We start from the raw sequence: 20,541 nt of genomic DNA on the forward strand, positions 1-20,541 counted from the left end.
TCGGTCCGACACAACCACAGGAGCCCCCCATGCACCAGCCCGCCGATGCCACCCCCGTCCCCGGACGGGCCGAGCAGGTCGCGCCGGGGATCCGCCGGATCCTCTGCGACAATCCCTCGCCCTTCACCTATCTCGGGACGAACAGCTATATCCTCGGCTCGGGCGGCGGCGTGGCGGTGGTGGATCCGGGGCCGGTGAACGACGCGCATCTGCAGGCGCTGCTCGGCGCGCTGGCGCCGGGGGAACATGTCAGCCACATCCTGATCACGCATCTGCATTCCGATCACTCGCCCCTTGCCCGCCCGCTGGCCGAGGCGACCGGCGCGCCGGTGCTGGCCTACGGCGGTCCGACGGCCGGACAATCGCCGGTCATGCAGGCGCTGGCGGCTCAGGGTGGTCTCGGCGGTGGCGAAGGCACCGACGCAGGGTTTGTCCCGGACGTCACAATCGCGGACGGAGAGGTCATCACGGGCGACGGATGGCGGACGCAGGCGATCTGGACGCCGGGCCATCACAACACGCACCTCGCTTTCGACGTGGACACCGGCGACGGCTACGGCACCGTCCTGTGCGGCGATCACGTGATGGGCTGGTCGACCTCTATCGTCTCCCCCCCGGACGGAGACCTCACGCAATTCATGGAGAGCTGCGACCGCCTGCTCTCCCGCCCCGCCCGGCTCTACCTGCCCGGCCACGGGCCCGAACTGACCGCCCCGCACGACCGCCTGCGCTGGCTGGTGGACCACCGGCTCGCGCGCGAGGCCTCCATCCTCGCCGCACTCTCCTCCGGCCCGGCTGACGCTACGACGCTGGCCCGGCGCGTCTACACCGACACGCCACAGCACCTCCTGCCCGCCGCGACCCGGAACGTACTGGCGCATCTGATTGACCTCGCAGGGAAAACCCGCGTCACGCAAGATGGCCGCCTGACCGCGGACTCGGTTTTCCGCCTGACCTGAGGAGACCCTGCCGTTTTCGGGGAATTTTTGCCGAAAACCCTCTGGACGCGCGGAATCGGTGTTGTTATATGCGCCGTCATGGTCCGGCGTAGCTCAGCGGTAGAGCAGTTGACTGTTAATCAATTGGTCGTAGGTTCGATCCCTACCGCCGGAGCCAAAATCCCCTGAAAGGGCAAACGAAAAAGGCACGCCGTGGCGTGCCTTTTCGCTTTTCCGGTGCGTAGGGTCGGGCGTCATGAGGGGCCGCGCCTTCGCGGGCGGCCCCTGTCCGGTTACTTCAGCCCTTCGGCCTTCGCCCAGTCCAGCGTGCGGTCCAGGGCGCGGCCGAGCTTTTCGAGCAGTTCGTCGACCTGCGCCTCCGTGATGATCAGGGGCGGGCAGATGCCGATGGTTTCGTAGATGTTGCGGATGATAAGGCCCTCTTCGGCGGCCATTTTGGCGGCGACGGCGGTGATCTTGCCGCCGGGCTCAAAGCTCTTCTTGGTGGCCTTGTCCGCGACCAGTTCCACTCCGGCGAGAAGGCCGACACCGCGGACCTCGCCGACCAGAGGGTGGTCGGAGAACTTGCGCAGGCCGCTCTGGAACTTGTCCGCGAGGCGCGCGGCGTTGCCCATGAGGTCCTCTTCCTCGATGATCGCGAGGTTTTCGAGACCGACGGCACAGGCGACGGGGTGGCCGCCGGCGGTGAAGCCGTGGCCAAGCGTGCCAAGCTGTTCGGTGTAGTCGGCGATGACCTGATAGACCGCGTCGCTCATCAGGATGGCGGCGAGGGGCATGTAGGAGGACGTCAGTTGCTTGGACGTCACCATGATGTCGGGCTTGAAGCCGTAGGTCTGGCAGCCGAAGGGCTGGCCGGTGCGGCCGAAGCCGTTGATGACCTCGTCCGAGACCATGAGGATGTCATACTTTCGGCAAAGCGCCTCCATCCCCGGCCAGTAGCCTTCGGGCGGGGTCATCACGCCGCCGGCGCCCATGACGGGTTCGCCGATGAAGGCGGCGATGGTCTCCGGGCCTTCCTTCAGGATCGTGTCCTCGGCCTCCTTCAGCAGGCGGGCGGTGAAGTCGGCCTCTGTCTCGCCCTCGTTGGACCAACGGTAGAAGTGCGGGCAGGTCAGGTGCACGACCGGGATCGCGGGCAGATCGAAGCCCTTCTGGTTGCCCGGCAGACCGGTGAGCGAACCGGACGCGACGGTGATGCCGTGGTAGGCCTTGTTGCGCGAGAGGAATTTCTTTTTCTCGGGGCGGCCGAGCATGTTGTTCATGAACCAGACGAATTTCACGACCGTGTCGTTCGCCTCGGAGCCGGAGTTGGTGTAGAAGACCTTGGTCAGGTGATCCGGCGCCATCTCCACCAGCTTTTCCGCCAGCAGGATGCCGGGGGCGTGGGCCTTGTGGGCGAAGTTCTGGATGTAGGGCAGTTCGGCCATCTGCTTGGCCGCCGCCTCCACCAGGCGGGGCTGGGAGAAACCGACGGCGACGGACCAGAGCCCGGCGAGACCTTCGAGGTACTTCTTGCCCTCGCTGTCGTAGACGTAGCAGCCGTCACCCTTGGTGATGATCATCGGACCCTGCTGTTCGTGCACGCGGGCATTCGTGTAGGGATGCACCTGATAGGCGATGTCGGTCTCGTGCAGCGAGTTGGAACGCGTGTTCATCTTTGTCTCCAAACGGTCAGGCGGCGCGGCGCGCCGGTGTCAAAGGTCGATGTCCCGTCCGGTATGTCCGGCAAGGTAGGCCACCAGAGAGGTCGTGAGGTCGGGCGAGAGATACCCGCCCTCCTGGACCAGAACGGTCGGCAGACCTGCGGCGGCGATCATGCCGCCTGCCTGTCTGAAACCGTCGAAGGTGACCTTGAGCCCCTTGAGGGGGTCGTTTTCATGCGCGTCGAGCCCGAGGCTGACGACAAGCGCATCAGGCTTGAACTCGGCGACGCGGTCAAGGGCGGAAGCGATGGCATTGCACCAGCCGTCGTCCCCGGTGCTCTGGGCGAGCGGGATATTCAGGTTGTAGCCCTCTCCGGCGCCCCTGCCCGTTTCATGGGCATAGCCGACGAAGAAGGGGTAGTAGGTCTCGGGCGTGGCATGGACGGAGACGAAGAGCACGTCCTCGCGGTCGTAGAAGATGTCCTGCGTGCCGTTGCCGTGGTGCACGTCGATGTCGAGCACGGCGATGCGGGGATGCGTCGGCTTGAGCGTTTCGACCGCGACGGCGGCGCAGTTGATCATGCAGTGCCCGGCCACCACGTCGGCCGAGGAATGGTGCCCCGGCGGACGGCACAGCGCATAGGCGGAGCTGTCCCCCGCCGCCACGGCCTTTGCGGCGTCATGGGCGGCCGCGGCGGCGCCAAGCGTGGCCTGCCAGCTGTGTTCGGCCAGCGGGGCCGAGGTATCGCCCATGTGCCAGCCCGCCTTGCCGACGATGTGCTTCGGGTAGGTCCGTTCCTTGTTCAGGGCGTGCACGTTCGGCACGACCTCCGGCCCCGACCTGTCCAGTTTCTTCCATTCGGACCATCCGGTTTCGAGGAAGGACAGCAATTCTTTCGTGTGCACCCTTTCGAGGATGTCGCGCGGAACCGGCCCCGGCTCCGTCACCGGCAGGTCGAGCCGATCGAGGCCCGCCAGTAGCAGGCGCGCGCGTTCGGCCTGTTCGGCGTTGCGCGCCATGGTGCCGAGGTATAGCCGGAACTGCGGATCATGCGCCTCGGTCACTTTTGCGTAGAAGCATTTCATCACTCCGCCGCCTCCTGCTGGTTCAAGATGTGGTCGGTCACCATGTCCTTGGCGACCCGGATGTGGTAGTCGATCGCGGCGGCGGCGGCATCTGCGTCCCCCGCGGCAATCGCTTCCACGATCGGTTCATGGGTCTCGGCCATCCTGTGCGGGTCGTCGTAAAGACGGCCGATCAGCATCAGCCCGAGCTTGGTTTCGTTGGCGATCTGGTCGAAGACCTGCAGGAAACGCTGGTTGCCCGACCCCTCGCAGATCAGCCGGTGAAAGGCCATGTCCGCGTCCACGTGGGCCATCATGTCCGCACCTGTCCCGGCAAGCCGGTGGAGTTCCGCCACCTGCGCGCGCAGCACGGGCAGCGCGTCAGGGTTGGTGTCGGTCAGGCGCCGGATTGCCGCCGTTTCGATCAGGATCCGCAGGTCGTAGAGGTCCGAGACGGAGGTGGCGGAAATCGCCCGGACAAAGAATCCCCGGTTGGTGCGGTATTCGACCAGACCGGAGCTTTCGAGCAGGCGCAGCGCCTCGCGCACCGGAGCGCGGGACAGGTCCATCTGGCGGGCGATGTGAGATTCGGCCAGCCGGTCGCCGGGCCGCATCGCGCCCGAAAGAATCGCGCCGACCAGCGAATTGGCGACCCGGTCGACCAGACCGTCGCGATTGAGAGGCAGGAAGGGATACCCCTCAGACAAGGCAGGATTCTCCGGGTTCGGACTGTGTGCAGATCTCGGTCATCTCCGGTTCTGATTATCTGTAGTTTTGTCGGTTGTCGACAATCTTCTTGACTCGGGCGGCCTGAGGTTTTCTGTTTCAGGGCGAGAGCCGACCCCGAGAAGACCCGAAAGGCCGACCCGAACATGACCTCCCAGTCGCAGACCGTCCCGGATGAAGAAATGTCCCTTGGCGGGACAAAGACGCCCGGCGCGCGCCGTGACACCGGCGAAGGCGCGATCCGCCGCGACCTTGCCGCCGCCTACCGGATCATCGCGCTTAGGGGGATGGACGACGGGATTTACACCCATATCTCGGCCCGTCTGCCCGATGGTGCGGATGGCCAGAAGCGGTTCCTGCTGAACCCGTACGGCCTGATGTTTTCCGAGGTGACGGCGGGAAACCTCGTCACCGTGGATGCGGATGGCGCAATTCTCGACGATCCGGAGGGGCTGGGCGTGAATGCCGCCGGTTTCACGATCCATTCGGCCGTTCACATGGCGCGCCATGACGCTGTCTGCGTGCTGCACACCCACACCGTCGCCGGGGTCGCGGTGAGTTCGGTTAAGGAAGGTCTGCTCTCGCTTAACCAATGGTCGGCCCAGTTTCACGGGGCGCTGGCCTATCACGACTACGAAGGCATCGCCCTGAACCTCGAGGAACGGGTGCGGCTGGTCGACGACCTCGGCACGCGCAACGTCATGCTGCTGCGCAACCATGGCACGCTGGTCTGCGGGCGGTCGGTGGCGGAGGCGGTGAAGCTGGCACTGAACCTCGAACGCTCCTGCAAGGCGCAGGTGGCGGCGCTGTCCATGGGGCTGACGCCGGACCCGCTGCCCGACGACGTGGCGGCGCATACCGCCGCGCAATACGCCCGCGCCTACGACCGCACCGAATCCACGGGGCACGACCCGGAATGGGATGCCTTCCTGCGCCTGCTTTCGCGGGAGGCGCCGGGATACGACGCCTGAGCTTTCGACAGATCCGATCAACAGACCCGGCGAACCGGGCATACCGCCAGAGATTTGGCACAACCAACAGGGAACCAAAGATGAAACATCTCAGACTCACGACTTTCCTCGTCGCCGCGGCGATGGCCACCGGAGCCACAACCGGGGCCATGGCGCAGCAGGACGGCGGGCGGCTTGACCTGATCGTGCAGCCGGAACCGCCGGGGCTGATGCTGGGCCTCGTGCAGAACGGTCCGACCCAGATGGTCGCGGGCCAGATCTATGAAAGCCTGCTGCGCTACAACAAGGACCTTGAGCCGCAGCCGTCCCTCGCGAAGGAGTGGGAAATCGCCGAGGATGGCATGACCTACACCTTCAAGCTGCAGGAAGGCGTCACCTGGCATGACGGTGAACCTTTCACCTCGGCCGACGTGGTCTTCTCTACCGTGTTCCTGCAGGACAACCACGCCCGTTTCCGCGGCGCGTTCTCTCACGTCGAAAGCGTGGAGGCGCCCGACGACCTGACCATCGTCATCAAGATGAAAGAGCCCTATGGTCCGTTCATCAACGCCTTCGAGGCGGGCTCCATGCCGATCGTGCCCAAGCACATCTATGAAGGTACGGACTATGCCACAAACGAGATGAACAACACGCCGATCGGCACCGGCCCCTACAAGTTCGTGGAATGGGAGAAGGGCAGCTTCATCCACCTCACGAAGAACGAGGACTACTACATCGACGGCCTGCCGCATATCGACGATCTTTACTACCGGGTGGTTCCGGACGCGGCCTCCCGCGCCGTAGCCTTCGAAACCGGTGAGGTGCAGGTCCTGCCCGGTGGCGCGGTGGAAAACTGGGACGTCAAGCGGCTGACGGAGATGGAGGGTGTCTGCTCTACCTCCGATGGCTGGGAATTCTTCGCGCCCCACGCGTGGATGTGGCTGAACAACCGCGAAGGGCCGACCTCCAACAAGCTGTTCCGGCAGGCAGTCATGTACGCGATGGACCGCGAATTCGTGAAAGACGTGGTGTGGAACGGCTATGGCACGGTTCCGACCGGCCCGGTGTCGTCCAAGACCAACTTCTATTCCGACGACGTGCCGCAGTACCCGCATGACCCGGAGAAGGCCAAGGAACTGCTGGCCGAGATGGGCTATGACGGCACCCCGGTTCGTCTCCTCCCCCTGCCCTATGGCGAGACCTGGCAGAGATGGGCCGAGGCGGTGAAGCAGAACCTCGAAGAAGTCGGGATCAAGGTCGACATCGACTCTGCCGACGTGGCCGGGTGGAACGAGAAGACGGCCAACTGGGACTATGACATGGCCTTCACCTATCTCTACCAGTACGGCGACCCGGCCCTTGGCGTGGCGCGGAACTACGTGGAAAGCCAGATCAAGAAGGGCAGCCCCTGGAACAACGTCGAAGGGTATGTGAACCCCGAGATGGACAAGATGTGGGAAGCCGCTGCCTTGGAGCCCGACAATGCCAAGCGGCAGGAAATGTACACCACGATCCAGAAGCAGATCGTGGAGGACGTTCCCGTCGCATGGCTGCTGGAGATCGAGTTCCCGACCATCTACCGCTGCAACGTCAAGAACTTGATCACGACCGGGATCGGACTGAACGACGGGCTGCGGGATGCGTGGATCGAGGAGTGATCGGTTCGGGGGCGGCCTTTGGCTGCCCCACCACACCGGCCGGGTCACCGGTCTTGGAACAGGGCAGCGGCCGTCCCGCGGGGTGGCTGCAAAGCGGCCGCCCGTCGCGCCGAAGGCGTGCCAGACCGTTCTGGCGCACCACTGGTGCGACGGGGCGGGTCGGCCGCTGCCCGGCTTAAACGCCGGGCGGGTCATCTGATCGACGTCGCACCTCAACAGGCTTGAAGACACACCCATGCAAATAGCCGGAACGATCCTGTCGCGCCTCTTCAAGGCGGCGATCACACTGCTCGCCATCGCGATCCTGAACTTCTTCCTGGTGCATGCCGCACCGGGTGACCCGGCGACGGTGCTGGCGGGCGAAGCGGGGGCGGCGGACGAGCAGATGATCGCCGACCTCAAGGCACGCTTCGGGCTGGACCAGCCCTTTCACATCCAGCTGGCCCGTTACGTCGGGAATATCGTGACGCTGGACCTCGGCTATTCCTTTCGGCAGGGGCAGCCGGTGCTGGACCTGATCCTCGACCGGCTTCCCGCGACACTGATCCTGACGCTGACCGCCTTCTGGATCTCCCTGCTCGCCGGGGTGGCGCTTGGCGTCGCGGCATCGGCGCGGGTCGGGAAGTTCACCGATACGCTTATCACCTCCGTTGCGCTGCTGTTTTACGCCACCCCGCTTTACTGGGCGGCGCTGATGGCCGTGCTCGTGTTCTCAGTGCAGCTCGGCTGGCTGCCGGGTTTCGGGTATGAGACCGTGGGCAGCGGGTTCTCCGGGCTGGCGCGGGCCTGGGACATCCTGAAACACCTGATCCTGCCGGCGCTGACGCTCGGGCTGTTCTTCATGGCGGTCTACATGCGGATGACGCGGGCCTCCATGCTGGAGGTGGCTCAGCAGGACTTCGTGAAGACCGCGCGGGCCAAGGGGCTGGCCCCGGCCACGATCCGGAGACGGCATATCCTGCGGAACGCGCTGCTGCCCGTCGTCACGCTGGCGGGTCTGCAGGCGGGACAACTGGTCGGCGGCGCGGTGCTGACGGAAACCGTCTTCGCCTGGCCCGGCATCGGGCGGCTGATGTTCGAGAGCCTCGCCGCGCGGGACTACAACACAATCCTCGGGGTCTTCCTCGTCTCCGCCGCCATGGTGATCGTGTTCAACATCCTGACCGACATCGTCTACCGGCTGATCGACCCGCGTATCGGACACAAGGCCTGACTCATGACACTCTGGAAACGCTTCCTCTCCAACCGCGGCTCCCTTCTCGGGCTGGCCATCCTGATCGCGGTGATCGCCGTCGCGCTGCTGGCTCCGGTAATGTTCCCGCGCGGGCCCTGGGCAATGGTGCAGCGGCCCTTCCTTGTCCCGTTCACGAACGAGGACCTTCCGCTCGGCACCGACACGCTTGGCCGTGACGTGCTCGCCGGGCTTGTCTATGGCGCGCGGGTGTCGCTGCTGGTCGGGCTCGTGTCGACCGTTATGGCGCTGCTGATCGGCGTGCCTCTGGGTGCCCTCGCCGGGTTCTACGGCAAATGGGTGGACGAGGGCGCGATGCGGTTCACCGAGTTCTTCCAGACCATTCCCAACTTCGCGCTCGCCATCGTGCTGGTGGCGATCCTCGAACCGACGCTGACCTCGATCACCATCGCCATCGCCATCGTGTCGTGGCCCCCGGTCGCGCGTCTGGTCCGAGCCGAGGTGATGTCGGTCACCAAGCGCGAATATGTCGACGCGGCCCGGCTGGCGGGGCTGTCGAACATGCATATTCTGGTGCGGCAGGTGCTGCCGAACACCGTCTCGCCCATAATCGTCATGGCCTCGCTCATGGTGGCGACGGCGATCCTGTTGGAAAGTTCCCTGTCGTTCCTCGGCCTCGGCGATCCGAACATCATGTCCTGGGGCTTCCAGATCGGCGCGGCGCGGACGGTGATCCGGTCGGCCTGGTGGCTGTCGTTCTTTCCGGGCGTGGCGATCGTGCTGACGGTGCTGGCGCTGAACCTGATCGGAGAGGGGCTGAACGATGCGCTGAACCCCCATCTGGCGCGAAAGGGGCGGTGATGAGCGTTCTTGCGATCAACGAACTGAACATCGCCCTGCCCCGTGGCGCGGACCGGGACTTTGCCGTCAAGGACTGCACCTACGAGATCGGGTCCGGAGAAATCCTCTGCGTCGTCGGTGAATCCGGGTCGGGCAAGTCGATGACGGCGAACGCGATCATGGGCCTGCTGCCCGAGGGCGTGACCGTCGCGAAGGGCACTGCGCAATTCGGTGGACAAGACATCCTGCGCATCAGCGAGACCCAGCAGCGGGCCCTGCGCGGCGAGAAGATCGCGATGATCTTTCAGGAACCAATGACCGCACTCAACCCCCTGATGCGGATCGGCGATCAGATCGCCGAGGTGTTCGAGGCGCACAACCGTCACCGCCCCGCCGAGCGACGCGAGAAAGCGTTGGCACTGATCCGGGAGGTCCAGCTTCCCGATCCGGAAAAGATCATCCGCGCCTATCCGTTCCAGCTGTCCGGCGGGCAGCGGCAGCGGGCGATGATCGCCATGGCTCTGGCCTTGGAGCCGGAACTGCTGATCGCCGACGAACCGACAACCGCGCTCGACGTGACGACGCAGGCACAGATCCTCAGACTGATCCTTGATCTGCGCGAGCGGCGGGGCATGGCGGTCATGTTCATCACCCATGATTTCGGCGTTGTGGCCGAGATCGCGGACCGGGTCATCGTCATGCGCTATGGCGAGATCGTCGAACGCGGCACGGCGAAGGAGGTGCTGGAGACCCCGCAGCACGACTACACCAAACGGCTGCTGGAGGCGATCCCCTCGGGACTGGTCGCGCAGTCGGTTGAGGTCGCGAAGGCCCCGGCGCTGGAGATCCGGAACCTTGCCAAGACCTACAAGACCGGCGGCGGCCTGTTCCGCGAAAAGCGGGAGGTGCGGGCCATCGACAACGTCTCTCTCACCATCGCGCGGGGCGAGGTGCTGGGGCTGGTCGGGGAATCCGGGTCGGGCAAGTCGACGCTTGGCCGCGCGGTGGTTCGGCTGGTGACGCCGGATTCCGGTGAGGTGGTGGTCGGCGGCACCGACATGGCCGCCTTGACCGATGCCGAATTGCGCAAGGCCCGTCACAAGGTGCAGATGGTGTTTCAGGACCCCTACGCCTCGCTCAACCCGCGGCACCGGATCATGCGGGCCCTGACGGACGGGCCGATTGCCAAGGGTGTCGCGAAGACACAGGCACGGGCGCGGGCGAAGGAACTGATGGAGACCGTTGGCCTTGGCGCGGATGCCGTGGACCGCTATCCGCACGAGTTTTCCGGCGGGCAGCGGCAGCGCATCGGGATCGCCCGTGCGCTGGCCATGGACCCGGAGCTTATCATCGCGGACGAGGCGGTCTCGGCGCTTGACGTGTCCATTCAGGCGCAGGTGCTGGACCTGCTGCGTGACCTGCGCACGCGGTTCGACCTGTCGATCCTGTTCATCACCCATGACCTGAGGGTCGCCGCGCAGCTTTGTGACCGGATCGCGGTGATGCAGAAGGGCAAGCTGGTGGAGATCGGGCCGGTTTCGGAGGTCTTCCTGAACCCGCAGCACGACTACACGCGCACGCTTCTCGCGGCGGTGCCCGGCGGGGGCTGGGGACAGGCGGCGGAATGAGACGCGTGACCGGCGTCGCCACCTGCACCGTACTGGACATGATGCACTTTTTCGCGCGGCCCTTCGCGGAGCTTGCGCCGGAGATCGAGTTGCTGACGCCCGATCAGGTGACGGACCCGGAGGCGGTGGCTTTCGTGCTGACATTCAAGCCGGCGGATGACGCGTTTGCGCCCTACCCCAACCTTCACGCGGTGTTTTCGGTCGGCGCGGGGGTCGACGCGATCCTCGACTGCCCTTCCCTCCCCGATGTGCCGGTGTTTCGGGTCGAGGATCCTGATCAGGCGCTTCAGATGGCCGGTTTCGCGGCCTTCCACGTGCTCTGGCATCACCGCAGGATGGGCGATTTCCTGAACGCCCAGTCAAAGGGTGAATGGGCGCGGCGGGTCGGGGATCAGAGCCCGACGCTGCGGCGGATCGGGGTCATGGGCTTCGGGATGATGGGGCAGGCCATCGCGCAGGCGCTTGTTGCGCTTGGCTATCCGGTGACGGTGCTGTCCCGCTCCCTCCCCGCCGATCCGCTGCCCGGCGTGATGCACATGACGACCGCGGCGATTGGCGATTTCCTCGCCGGGACCGACATCCTGATCAACGTGCTTCCCCTGACGCCCGAGACGACAGGCATTCTGAATGCCGATACCTTCGCGCGGCTCCCGAAGGGCGCGGCGCTGATCCAGATCGGGCGCGGCGGGCATCTGGTCGAGGGCGACTTGATGGCGGCGCTGGACTCAGGACAGCTGTCCGGCGCGTCCCTCGACGTGTTCGAAACGGAGCCGCTTCCCAAGGACAGCCCGCTCTGGTCGCATCCGCAGGTGTTCGTCACCCCGCACGTCGCCAGTACGCCGATGCATTCGGCCGTGGTGGCCAACGTGCAGCGCGGACTGGCTTCGCTAGATCTTTGAGGGCGCGGTCGGCAGCGGCATCCCCTCAACGTCCCGCAGCATCCCGATAAACCCCGCCACCTGATGTGCCGCCGTCGCGCGGCCCTTCTCGGCGGTGCCGAGAGAGGCATCGCCAACCGTGCCATCGGCGTTCAGATCCGAGGCGATCCATCCCCGGCTGACCGGTCCGGTCGGCGGGATCGGCGAGGTCTCGGCTGCGGATCGGAAGTTCTTCGCCTTGCTCATGTCGACCGTCTCGGGGTTGAAGGCGAGCATGAGGGAGGTTTCGACGTCCCCGCCATGGATGCCGTACTTACGCTCATGCTCCGTATACATCCCCTCCGGTTGGCCGAAATTGCCCCACTGGCATTTGACGGCGAGCATCCCCGCCTCCACCCGCAGTTCGCGCGAGAGGATCGAGATCAGGTCGAGGTTGCCGCCATGGCTGTTGGCGATGACGATCTTGCGGATGCCGGCGCGGGCGACGGACAGTCCGATTTCCGTCCAGGCGGCGAGCGCGGTGGCGGCGGACAGGGTCAGAGTACCCTTCGCCCAGAGATGTTCGTTCGACTTGCCGACCGCCATGACCGGCAGGATGCGGATGTCGAGGTCGTCGGGGCACATCTCCCTCAGCTTGGCCAGCATGCCTTCGGCGATCAGCGTGTCGGTCCCGACCGGCAGGTGCGGCCCGTGCTGTTCAACCGCCGCCGTCGGCAGGATGGCGATGGTGGTCATAGGGTCGATCGCGTCGAACTCCGGTGCGCGATAGCTGGTCCAGTCGTGTCGGGTCATAGCGGATCCGGTTTGTAGGTCGCGTCAAGGCGCGAGCGGAGGTAGTCTGCGCCGGTGATCTCAGGGTATTTCGGCTCTCCGGTACCGGGAAGCGCGGCGATCACCGACTCCGGGTTGGGGTCGAGGAAAAAGGCGATACTGCGCCGCTTGCGCCTCGGCGGCAGGACGCGGTGAGGGGTGGAGACGTAGGTGTCGTTGCTCCACCGCATCAAGCAGTCGCCGATGTTCACCACGAAGGCCCCGGGGACATGGGGCACATCGGTCCAGTCGCCGCCGCGCGGGCGCACCTGCAGCCCCGGCTCCCCGTCCGTCATCAGCAGAGTGAGCGATCCGTAATCGGTATGAGCACCCGCCCCGATCTCTCCGTCCGCGCCGGTGGCTTCGGGATAGGAGAGGATGCGCAGCGTCGCCATGGGTTCGGTGAAGTGCTGGACGAAGTAGTCCGCAGGCAGGCGCAGATCCATCGCGATGGCATCGTGCAGCCGGACGCCAAGCCCGTGAACGGAGCGATAATAGGCCAGCAGCGTATCGCGGAACCCCGGCAGGTCGGGCCAGACGTTCACACCCCGGAACGGCTCTCCGGCCAATACGCGGGGGTCTTCGGGGGAAAGGTCGTAGCCCACGTTGAACGCCTCTTTCCGGTCGGTCTGGACGGAAGTGTCGTCAAGGCTCTCGGTTCCCATCTGCGCCCAGCCCCGATTGTGCGGGTTGTTCGAGATGGAGAGCGGTTGCTTGAGGTCGGACGGTAGCGAAAAGAACGTGTCGGCGTGGGCAAAGACACCGGCGACCAGGTCTTCCGGCACCGGGTGGTCGGCCAGCAGGAAGAAGCCGGTTTCCCGGCAGGCGGTGCCAAGCGCCTCGGAAAAGGCTTTCGGGTCCGAGGTCAGCTGCGCATAGCTCAGAACGGGGATCATGCGGTGACCTCCTCTCGTACGGTCTGGCCAGCGAGGAAGCGGTCCATTTCCTTGGCCACCCGGCGCAGGTGCTTCTCACGGCTGGCGTCCGATGAACTGTCCATCAGGTAGTGCGCCGCGAAGGCCGTCCGGCAGCGTCGCGCGCACAGCAGCCGCACCCCGCGCATCAGCGTCCGGCGTCCCGGCGCACCGATCACGCGGGTCAGCCACCACGACGCGCCGCAGGTGGTGAAGACGCCGAGCCGGTTGATGTGGGTCAGTCCGCGCCCGATGGTCTCTCCCTCCGCCTGCGGCATGTGGAAGGCGACGCCGGGCAGAAGCACCCGGTCGAGCCAGCCCTTGAGCATCGCGGGCAGTCCATACCACCAGGTCGGATAGATGAAGATCAACGTGTCGCACCATTCCAGCGCGTCCACATGCGGGACCAGGGCCTTCCGGTTGATGTCCGGCTCCAGATAGTCGGTATGTTCCTGCGCGGACAGCACCGGATCGAAACCCTCTGCGTAGAGGTCGAAGAGGCGGACCTCCGCCCCCGCCGCGTCCAGCTTGGCCAGCACGCCGTCGCGCACGGCGGCGGTAAAGCTGCCTTCCCGGGGATGGGCATATACAACGAGCGCCTTCACAGCGTCTCCATCTCGCGCTTGACGCGGGCGAGATGCGCGGTCAGCTGCGGTTCCTTGTTGTTGTTCATGTCGTAGAGCGCGATGTAACGGGTCTTGTCGGGGCGGCAGACGTGCCAGACCGCCCGGGTGACGCATTTCCGGGGCGGATCGCCGACAAGGAACGCGCGGGACCACCGTCCGCCGTAGGTGGTGCAGGCCGCCAGTTTGCGGATGTTCTTCAGGTTGGGGACCACATGCCCCGCATCGTCCATGGCGAAGGAGACGCCGGGCAGGAAGACACGGTCGAGGAAGCCTTTCAGGATGGCGGGATAGCCGAAATTCCAGACCGGGAAGACCATGATCAGCGCCTCGGCCCTGCGGAGCCGGTCGACATAGCCCGCAACCGGTTCGATATTGCCCGGCTGGTCGTGGTAGGTGCGGCGTTCGTGTTCGGTCAGGACCGGACTGAACCCCTCCGCGTTCAGGTCGCAGTCGTCGACCTCCCACCCCCGCGCGGTGAGGGTGTCGACCACGGTGCGATGCACGGCCGCGTTGAAGCTGTCCGGAACGGGATGGGCATATAGGACGAGGGCGCGGGTCATGGGGCGATCCTGCGTAGGATTGTCATTCCGCCGCCCTCATACCCGGATAGGCATACATCTCCCTGTAGCCGAAATCCGGGTCGTCCCAGGCGATCATCTTGCCGGGGTTGAGCAGGCCCTTGGGATCGGCCTCTTTCTTGAAGTTCAGCTGCGTGGCGTCGACGGTCTGCCGCCCGCCTTCCTCGAGCGTGTAGCGGTGCGGGTTGAAGATCATCGCGCCGGCCTCTTCATGCAGGTGGATGATCTCGTTCAGGCGTTCTTCGGTGGTGAACTTGACGAGCGACAGGCCCGCGAAGGCGACCTTGCCGCCCATGCGGAGCGCTTCGAGATGCTGCATGACCTCACCTCCCGGGAACATGGCGCGGATCCTCTCGATCAGCGCGCGGTGGTCCGGGAAGGCGTAGCGCACCTGAAGATAGGTGATGGACGGGTCGACCTTGAGCGCCCTGAGCGTCGTGTGGTTCCAGCCGTATTCAAAGACGCGCCCAGGCGCGCGCGGCCAGTCGTGATCGTCTGAGCGATAGATCATCCGCGCCTCGGGCCGCCGCGCGAGGAAAGTCAGGAAACCATCCATGGAATGCGGTGCGACCATCAGGCCGATCAGGTTGGTGCCCTCCTCCACATGCGGCTTCACGCGCTGGAAATAGGCGTGGGCAATGGGGTTTTCGTAAACGGAGGCGAGTTTCAGCAGGATGCCGTCGTTGTTGGCGAGGTCATCGGCAAAGGCGACGGCTTCGGAGAAGGTGTCGGTGGCGACGAAGACCTCCGTCCAGTCGTAGGCGGGCGCGAGAGGAAGTTCGAGTTCGGTGATGATCCCGTTGGTGCCGTAGGCGTGGGAGACGCGGGCAAGCTCCTCACCCCGGAATTCGAGAATGCGCGGTTCGGCCTCCATCGTCACGACGCGCAGGCGGATGATGTTGCCGAGATCGCGGAGGGAGCCCCAGTGGACGGATCCGATGCCGCCGGATCCCCCGGCGATGAAACCGCCGACAGTCGCGGTGTCCCAGGTTGAGGAGAACATTCGGATCTCCTGCCCCTGTTCGTTGCAGGCCTCGTCGAGCTCACGTAGCAGAACGCCCGGTTCCGTCACCACACGTCCGGGATGTATCTCCTTGACCTTGTTCATGTTCCTCAGGTGCATGACGCAACCGCCGGCGAGCGGCATCGCCTGACCGTAGTTGCCTGTCCCGGCACCCCGCGTGGTCACGGGGACGTCGTGCTGGTAGCAGACCTTCAGCACCTCGATTACCTCGGCCTCCGTCTTCGGACGGACGACGAAATCCGCGAGGACGTGGTCGAGCCGGTCTTTCAGCACGGGTGAATACCAGAAGAAATCGCGGCTGGCGGACTTGATCGCGGCTTCCCTCTCCTCAAGGTCAAGATGGGCAAGAGCGGCCTTGGCGGCGGCGATATTGGCGGTCATGCGGTCCTCATGAGGTCGTCGAGTTCGGCGTAGTCGGGCAGCGTACGGTCGATGGCGGCGCCATTGCGCAGCACGATGCGGTCGGATTGCGGCCGCGCGAAAAGCTCCGTCCATTCGCGGGCGCGGAAGATCACCAGATCGGCCGGAGCACCTTCGCTCAGCCCCGGAGCGTGCCACTCACAGGTCGCGACGGGCGTCGCGGTGACGGAGTTCACCCAGTCCTCTCCGGTATGGTCGAGATGGGCGATGCGGGTGGCCTGGCGCAGCACCTCGAGCATGTCGAGGTCGCCGTAGGCGTAGAACGGATCGCGCGTGTTGTCGGAGGCGAAACTGACGCGCGTGCCCCTGTCCTTCATCTCGTGCACCAGTGTCACGCCCCGGTTGCGCGGGGTACGGCCCGGCACCCGGTCCTGAAGGTAGAGGTTGCACATCGGCAGAGAGACAACGTGAAGCCCGGCCTTCGCGACAAGGTCGAGCGTGTCCATCGCCCGCGCCTCCTCCTGTGTCGAGACAGAGCAGCAGTGGCCGACCACGACCGGCGCGGCAAACCCCGTCTCAAGCACCACTTCCGCGATCACCCGCAGGGTTTCTGAGGTCGGGTCCATCGTCTCGTCCGTGTGGAAATCGACCGACAGGTCCATGCGCGCGGCCATGTCGAAGAACCGCAGCAGGATGTCCTTCAGTCCCTCTACCGGATAGGTGACGAGGCCAAGCACGCCGCCGATCTCCTTCACCGTGGTCGCGATGTCGAGAAACTCACCGGCATCGGAAAAGCGGTCGCAGCTCATCAGGGAACAGGCCTGCAGGTCGATCTTCCCGGCCCACTGGTCGCGCTTTTCGGCAAAGACGGGCCAACTGCGTTTGTACTGGCCGTTCACGCTGTCCAGATGTGTGCGGATGCGGGCGGTTCCGTGGGCATAGGCCGACTTGAGCGAGAATTCCATGCGGGCAGCCACATCCTCCGGTGACCAGTTGGCGTGATCGGCGCGGACGGTGGACAGGGCTCCGTCGAAGGTGCCGTCGGGGTTGGAGGCGCGCGGCCAGATGTGGCCCTTGTCCAGATGCGTGTGCATGTCGGTGAAGCAGGGCAGCACCATCGCGCCGTGCATCGGAACGTCCTCACCGCCGGGGCCGGCCAGCTTTCCGCCGTCCACGCCGATGTCGGTGCGGATCAGTCCGCCGTCCCGCCCGAGCAGGCAGGCGGGAACGGTGACGTCCCTCAGGGTGAAACGTCCGGTTGGCAGGGTCTTGAAGTCCATCAGCTTTCTCTCTTCAGCGCGCTTTCGTGCCAGCGGAACAGGGCGAGGTGGCTGATCAGGCTCATCAGCGCGAAGATAACGACGCCCATGACCGAAATCAGGATCAGTGCCGCATAGAGCCGCCCGAAGTTGAACCGGTAGGAGGCCTCAAGCAGTGTCGAGGCAAGACCCAGCCCGGTCCCCGCGCGTCCGATCACGAACTCCGCCACCACGGCACCGATCAGCGCCAGACCTCCTGCGATCTTGAGCCCGCCGAGGAAGAAGGGCAACGCGGAAGGCGCGGCGAGATAGCGGAGCCTTTGCCACCGGGTCGCGCCGTAGATGGTGAAGAGGTCGGAAAGATTGTGGTCGGCGGACTTCAGGCCGATCGTCGTGTTCGAGAGGATCGGGAAGAAAGCGACGATCCAGGCGCAGAGCAGCGCGGCGACGAAAGCATTGTCGACGTAGATCTGGATGAGAGGCGCGATGGCGACAACCGGCGTGACCTGAAGGATCACCGCGTATGGGAAGAACGAAAGTTCTGCCCACTTTGACTGAGTGAAGGCGACGGCAAGCCCGACCCCGCCAATAACCGCGAACAGCAATGCCAGAATGGTAAGTCTGCCCGTCAAGATCATGGCAGGCCACAGAATTCCCCAATCCTCCACCATCTTCTGCGCGACCAGACCCGGCCCCGGCAGCACATAATGCGGCACTTCGTTGATCGCTACGTAGAGATGCCAGGCCAGAACCGTCAGGATCATGACAAGCGAGGGCAGCGTCCATCTCGCGATCTTCATGACACGTTCACGGCGGAACCGGGCGAGTTCTTCCTGATCCTCGGTGGTCACGGGGGTGGTGTCGGCTATGGTCATGCGGCCTCTCCCATGGCGTCATGCAGCGCTTCGGAGGCCTCGCGGCAGTGCGCGGCATAGTCGGCGGAGGTGCGGAATTCCTCGTCGCGCGGATAGGGGGCGGTCACCTGCACCTCCCGGATGACGCGGCCCGGGCGGGCGGCCATGACGACGATGCGATCCGACAGGAACACGGATTCGAACACCGAATGCGTCACGAAGATGATGGTGCAGCCGATCTGTTCCCGCAGGGCCAAGAGGTCGTTGTTCAGCTTGTGGCGCGTGATCTCGTCCAGCGCGGCGAAGGGTTCGTCCATCAGGATCAGGCGCGGCTTGGTGACAAGTGCGCGGGCAATGGAAACGCGCATCTTCATGCCGCCCGACAGTTCGCGCGGAAAGGCGCGCTGGAACTTTTCAAGCCCGACCAGCCGAAGCGCCTCGAGCACGTCATCCTTGACATCGGTATAGGGCACCCCGCGCAGGCGGAACGGCAGCCAGACGTTGTCCACCACCCGCGCCCATGGCATCAACGTCGGCTCCTGGAAGACCACGCCGAGGTCGTCCTTCGATTGCCCGCCGGTCCATTCGATCCGGCCCGACGTCGGGGACATCAGGCCCGAGATCAGGCGCAGCGCGGTGGACTTGCCGCAGCCCGAGGGGCCGAGGAGAGAGACGAAGTCGCCCTGGTTCACCGCAAGGTTCATGTCGCGCAGGGCGACGACGTTGCCGCGGAAGGTCTTTTCGACATGCGACATGCGCAGCAGCGGGGCGCGCTGGTCTATGGGCGGGCGGGTCTGGTTCATGCGGGGTTGCTCCCGGTCGGTCTTCTTGCGTCAACGGTCTTTGGACAGGGCAGCGGCCGCCCCAGGGGGGCGGGTCGGCCGCTGCCCGGCGCAAACGCCGGGCGGGTCTTGCGTACGGAGCGCACCGCCCGGTCTTTGGCTTGGATCAAGCCGTTATTTCTTCAGGTCCATCCCGACCTTCTGGTTCACGTATTCGGTCGTGAAGGCGGATTTCCAGTCGATGCCCGCGTCGATGACACCGGCCTCGACCATCTTGGCGTAGAAATCCTCGACCTTCTCGTCGGTCATGGCGCCGATGCCCATGGTTTCCGTATCGCCGGAGTCGACGATCCCCTCGGACAGCATCTTCTCGATCGCGAAGTCGATCTTGTCCTGCGTCATTTCGGGGTTGTCGGCCATGATCATCGCGTCAGCGGCCGAGTGATCGCCGTAGAGATAGGTGTACCAGCCCTTGATGGAGGCATCGACGAAGCATTTCACCTCTTCCGGCTTGGAGGAGATGGTGTCGGCCATCGTCTCGATCGTGGTGGCGTAGGTGGAATAGCCCGCGTCGGCGATCAGGAAGACATCCGGCACGAACCCGCCCTCCTTTTCGACCAGGTAGGGTTCGGAGGAAAGATAACCCTGCATCCCCTTGTTCTCGTCCGCGAGGAAGGGGCCGGGGTTGAAGGTGTAGGGTTCGCGCTGCTGCTCGGTAAAGCCGTAGGCCTTGATCATCCACTGGTAGTAGGACTGGTAGCCGTTGTCGCCGATCAGCAGGGTGAGGTTCTTGAGGTCCTCGAAGGTCTTGGCCTTGCCCGGGTGCGTCACGATCACCTGCGGGTGTTTCTGCATGACGGCCGCGACGGAGACGACCGGCACCCCTTCCTTCACCGCGTTGAAGGCCTGCAGGAGATCGCCGCCCATGTGGTAGTCGATCTTGCCGGCCAGCAGCAGGGCGCGGTTGTTCACCTGCGGTCCGCCCTGCACGATGGAGACGTCGAGCCCGCATTCCTTGTAGGTGCCGTCCGCGACGGACTGGTAAAAACCGCCGTGTTCCGCCTGCGCCAGCCAGTTGGTGCCGAAGGCAACCTTGGGCAGGTCCTGGGCGGTCGCGGTACCGGCTAGCGCCGTAAGGGCCACAGTGAGCGTCAGTTTCGTTCTGGTCATTTGATTCTCCCGGTTGAATTTTTTGTAATTTTCTCAATTGGTTTGATGGGGATACAGAGGTAACCCGCCGGGGCGTGCGGGCCGATTGCGGTCTTGCCCGAAATTTGTGCAGACCAATCGTTTCGCCTTCGCGCCTGCGGCCCCGGTCGTCGCTCGGTCTTGGCGCGGAGGGTGGCGGCTGCAACAGATCGGGAAGCCGCAGAAAGGACTCCGCCATGCTCCGCAGCCTGATCCCCGCCGATATGTCCCCGCCTTTCGCGCGATATGCCCACGGCGTGGCGGCGATCGGGGTGAATGGCATCGTCGTGACCTCCGGCCAGCTGGCACTTGCCCCCGACGGAACGGTACCTTCGGGGGCGGAGGCGCAGGCGCGGCTGATCTTTGCCAGCCTCGACGCGATCCTGCGCGATGGCGGGACGAGCAAAGCGCATCTGCTGCGCATCAACGCCTATGTCACCGACCGCGCGCATATGCCGGGCTACATGGCCGCGCGGGATGCTTGGCTGGCGGGGGTCAGCCACCTGCCCGCCTCCACCCTGATGATCGTGTGCGGGTTCACCCGCCCCGAATTCGTCGTGGAGATCGAGGCCATGGCAACGATCCCGCCCGACGACTCGCACTGAGC

20 protein-coding genes and 1 tRNA gene are annotated in these 20,541 nt (G+C 65.1%); 9 read left to right on the top strand and 12 right to left on the bottom strand.

The genetic code is table 11. The annotated features are described in order from the left end of the window. The first annotated feature begins 29 nt into the window (after nt 1–29). Both IEV87_RS05675 and IEV87_RS05680 read left to right on the top strand, forming a co-directional pair. A complete protein-coding gene (locus IEV87_RS05675; RefSeq protein WP_188476685.1) occupies nt 30–959 on the top strand; it encodes an MBL fold metallo-hydrolase in 930 nt (309 codons plus the stop codon). An 82-nt stretch (nt 960–1,041) separates the two neighbouring features. After that, nucleotides 1,042–1,116, top strand: a tRNA-Asn gene (locus IEV87_RS05680). Between the two features lie 115 nt (nt 1,117–1,231). Here IEV87_RS05680 and IEV87_RS05685 read toward each other — a convergent pair. From IEV87_RS05685 to IEV87_RS05695, 3 genes are read right to left on the bottom strand one after another with little or no spacing between them, the layout of a single operon-like run. Next, the gene (locus tag IEV87_RS05685) at nt 1,232–2,614 is read right to left on the bottom strand and encodes an aspartate aminotransferase family protein (RefSeq protein WP_188476686.1); all 1,383 of its coding nucleotides are present in this window, start codon (nt 2,612–2,614) and stop codon (nt 1,232–1,234) included. 39 nt (nt 2,615–2,653) lie between these two features. Beyond that, complete coding sequence (locus IEV87_RS05690) at nt 2,654–3,688, bottom strand: histone deacetylase family protein (RefSeq protein ID WP_188476687.1); 1,035 nt, start codon at nt 3,686–3,688, stop codon at nt 2,654–2,656. Continuing rightward, the gene (locus tag IEV87_RS05695) at nt 3,688–4,374 is read right to left on the bottom strand and encodes a GntR family transcriptional regulator (protein ID WP_188476688.1); all 687 of its coding nucleotides are present in this window, start codon (nt 4,372–4,374) and stop codon (nt 3,688–3,690) included. The genes IEV87_RS05690 and IEV87_RS05695 overlap by 1 nt, the downstream gene beginning before the upstream one ends. Before the next feature lie 201 nt (nt 4,375–4,575). Here IEV87_RS05695 and IEV87_RS05700 point away from each other — a divergent pair, with 201 nt between their 5' ends. The 6 genes from IEV87_RS05700 to IEV87_RS05725 all read left to right on the top strand — a co-directional run bounded on the left by IEV87_RS05700 (nt 4,576) and on the right by IEV87_RS05725 (nt 11,560). Then, nucleotides 4,576–5,364, top strand: a complete 789-nt coding sequence (locus IEV87_RS05700) for a class II aldolase/adducin family protein (RefSeq protein WP_373284048.1) — start codon at nt 4,576–4,578, stop codon at nt 5,362–5,364. A gap of 80 nt (nt 5,365–5,444) precedes the next feature. Continuing rightward, nucleotides 5,445–7,001, top strand: a complete 1,557-nt coding sequence (locus IEV87_RS05705; RefSeq protein WP_188476690.1) for an ABC transporter substrate-binding protein — start codon at nt 5,445–5,447, stop codon at nt 6,999–7,001. Between the two features lie 235 nt (nt 7,002–7,236). Beyond that, nucleotides 7,237–8,214, top strand: a complete 978-nt coding sequence (locus tag IEV87_RS05710; protein ID WP_188476691.1) for an ABC transporter permease — start codon at nt 7,237–7,239, stop codon at nt 8,212–8,214. Nucleotides 8,215–8,217: 3 nt separating this feature from the next. Continuing rightward, entirely contained in the window at nt 8,218–9,054 is an 837-nt protein-coding gene (locus IEV87_RS05715; protein WP_188476692.1) for an ABC transporter permease, read from the top strand. Next, nucleotides 9,054–10,661, top strand: a complete 1,608-nt coding sequence (locus IEV87_RS05720; protein WP_188476693.1) for an ABC transporter ATP-binding protein — start codon at nt 9,054–9,056, stop codon at nt 10,659–10,661. Before IEV87_RS05715 ends, IEV87_RS05720 begins: the two co-directional genes overlap by 1 nt. After that, the gene (locus IEV87_RS05725; RefSeq protein ID WP_188476694.1) at nt 10,658–11,560 is read left to right on the top strand and encodes a 2-hydroxyacid dehydrogenase; all 903 of its coding nucleotides are present in this window, start codon (nt 10,658–10,660) and stop codon (nt 11,558–11,560) included. The genes IEV87_RS05720 and IEV87_RS05725 overlap by 4 nt, the downstream gene beginning before the upstream one ends. On the opposite strand, the gene IEV87_RS05730 is transcribed toward IEV87_RS05725, so the two are convergent. The 9 genes from IEV87_RS05730 to IEV87_RS05770 form a co-directional block, all read right to left on the bottom strand. Further along, nucleotides 11,549–12,331, bottom strand: coding sequence for a creatininase family protein (locus IEV87_RS05730; protein ID WP_188476695.1), 783 nt, complete (start codon nt 12,329–12,331; stop codon nt 11,549–11,551). The two genes, IEV87_RS05725 and IEV87_RS05730, sit on opposite strands and share 12 nt — an antisense overlap. Beyond that, entirely contained in the window at nt 12,328–13,245 is a 918-nt protein-coding gene (locus tag IEV87_RS05735; RefSeq protein ID WP_188476696.1) for an isopenicillin N synthase family dioxygenase, read from the bottom strand. Before IEV87_RS05735 ends, IEV87_RS05730 begins: the two co-directional genes overlap by 4 nt. Further along, a complete protein-coding gene (locus IEV87_RS05740; protein WP_188476697.1) occupies nt 13,242–13,868 on the bottom strand; it encodes an NAD(P)H-dependent oxidoreductase in 627 nt (208 codons plus the stop codon). The genes IEV87_RS05735 and IEV87_RS05740 overlap by 4 nt, the downstream gene beginning before the upstream one ends. After that, nucleotides 13,865–14,449, bottom strand: coding sequence for an NAD(P)H-dependent oxidoreductase (locus IEV87_RS05745; RefSeq protein ID WP_188476698.1), 585 nt, complete (start codon nt 14,447–14,449; stop codon nt 13,865–13,867). The genes IEV87_RS05740 and IEV87_RS05745 overlap by 4 nt, the downstream gene beginning before the upstream one ends. A gap of 22 nt (nt 14,450–14,471) precedes the next feature. Continuing rightward, the gene (locus tag IEV87_RS05750) at nt 14,472–15,872 is read right to left on the bottom strand and encodes an FAD-binding oxidoreductase (RefSeq protein WP_188476699.1); all 1,401 of its coding nucleotides are present in this window, start codon (nt 15,870–15,872) and stop codon (nt 14,472–14,474) included. Next, nucleotides 15,869–17,131, bottom strand: coding sequence for a cytosine deaminase (locus tag IEV87_RS05755; RefSeq protein WP_188476700.1), 1,263 nt, complete (start codon nt 17,129–17,131; stop codon nt 15,869–15,871). The genes IEV87_RS05750 and IEV87_RS05755 overlap by 4 nt, the downstream gene beginning before the upstream one ends. Next, nucleotides 17,131–17,985, bottom strand: coding sequence for an ABC transporter permease (locus tag IEV87_RS05760; RefSeq protein ID WP_188476701.1), 855 nt, complete (start codon nt 17,983–17,985; stop codon nt 17,131–17,133). Before IEV87_RS05760 ends, IEV87_RS05755 begins: the two co-directional genes overlap by 1 nt. After that, the gene (locus IEV87_RS05765; RefSeq protein WP_229737437.1) at nt 17,982–18,767 is read right to left on the bottom strand and encodes an ABC transporter ATP-binding protein; all 786 of its coding nucleotides are present in this window, start codon (nt 18,765–18,767) and stop codon (nt 17,982–17,984) included. The genes IEV87_RS05760 and IEV87_RS05765 overlap by 4 nt, the downstream gene beginning before the upstream one ends. 153 nt (nt 18,768–18,920) lie before the next feature. Then, nucleotides 18,921–19,916: an ABC transporter substrate-binding protein gene (locus tag IEV87_RS05770; RefSeq protein WP_188476702.1), complete on the bottom strand. Its 996-nt coding sequence runs from the start codon at nt 19,914–19,916 to the stop codon at nt 18,921–18,923. Between the two features lie 215 nt (nt 19,917–20,131). Between IEV87_RS05770 and IEV87_RS05775 the strand changes: the two genes are divergently transcribed. Continuing rightward, the gene (locus IEV87_RS05775) at nt 20,132–20,539 is read left to right on the top strand and encodes a RidA family protein (protein WP_188476703.1); all 408 of its coding nucleotides are present in this window, start codon (nt 20,132–20,134) and stop codon (nt 20,537–20,539) included. Nucleotides 20,540–20,541 lie beyond the last annotated feature (2 nt).

This window comes from Primorskyibacter flagellatus (assembly GCF_014638275.1).
Lineage (GTDB): Bacteria > Pseudomonadota > Alphaproteobacteria > Rhodobacterales > Rhodobacteraceae > Pseudooceanicola > Pseudooceanicola flagellatus_A.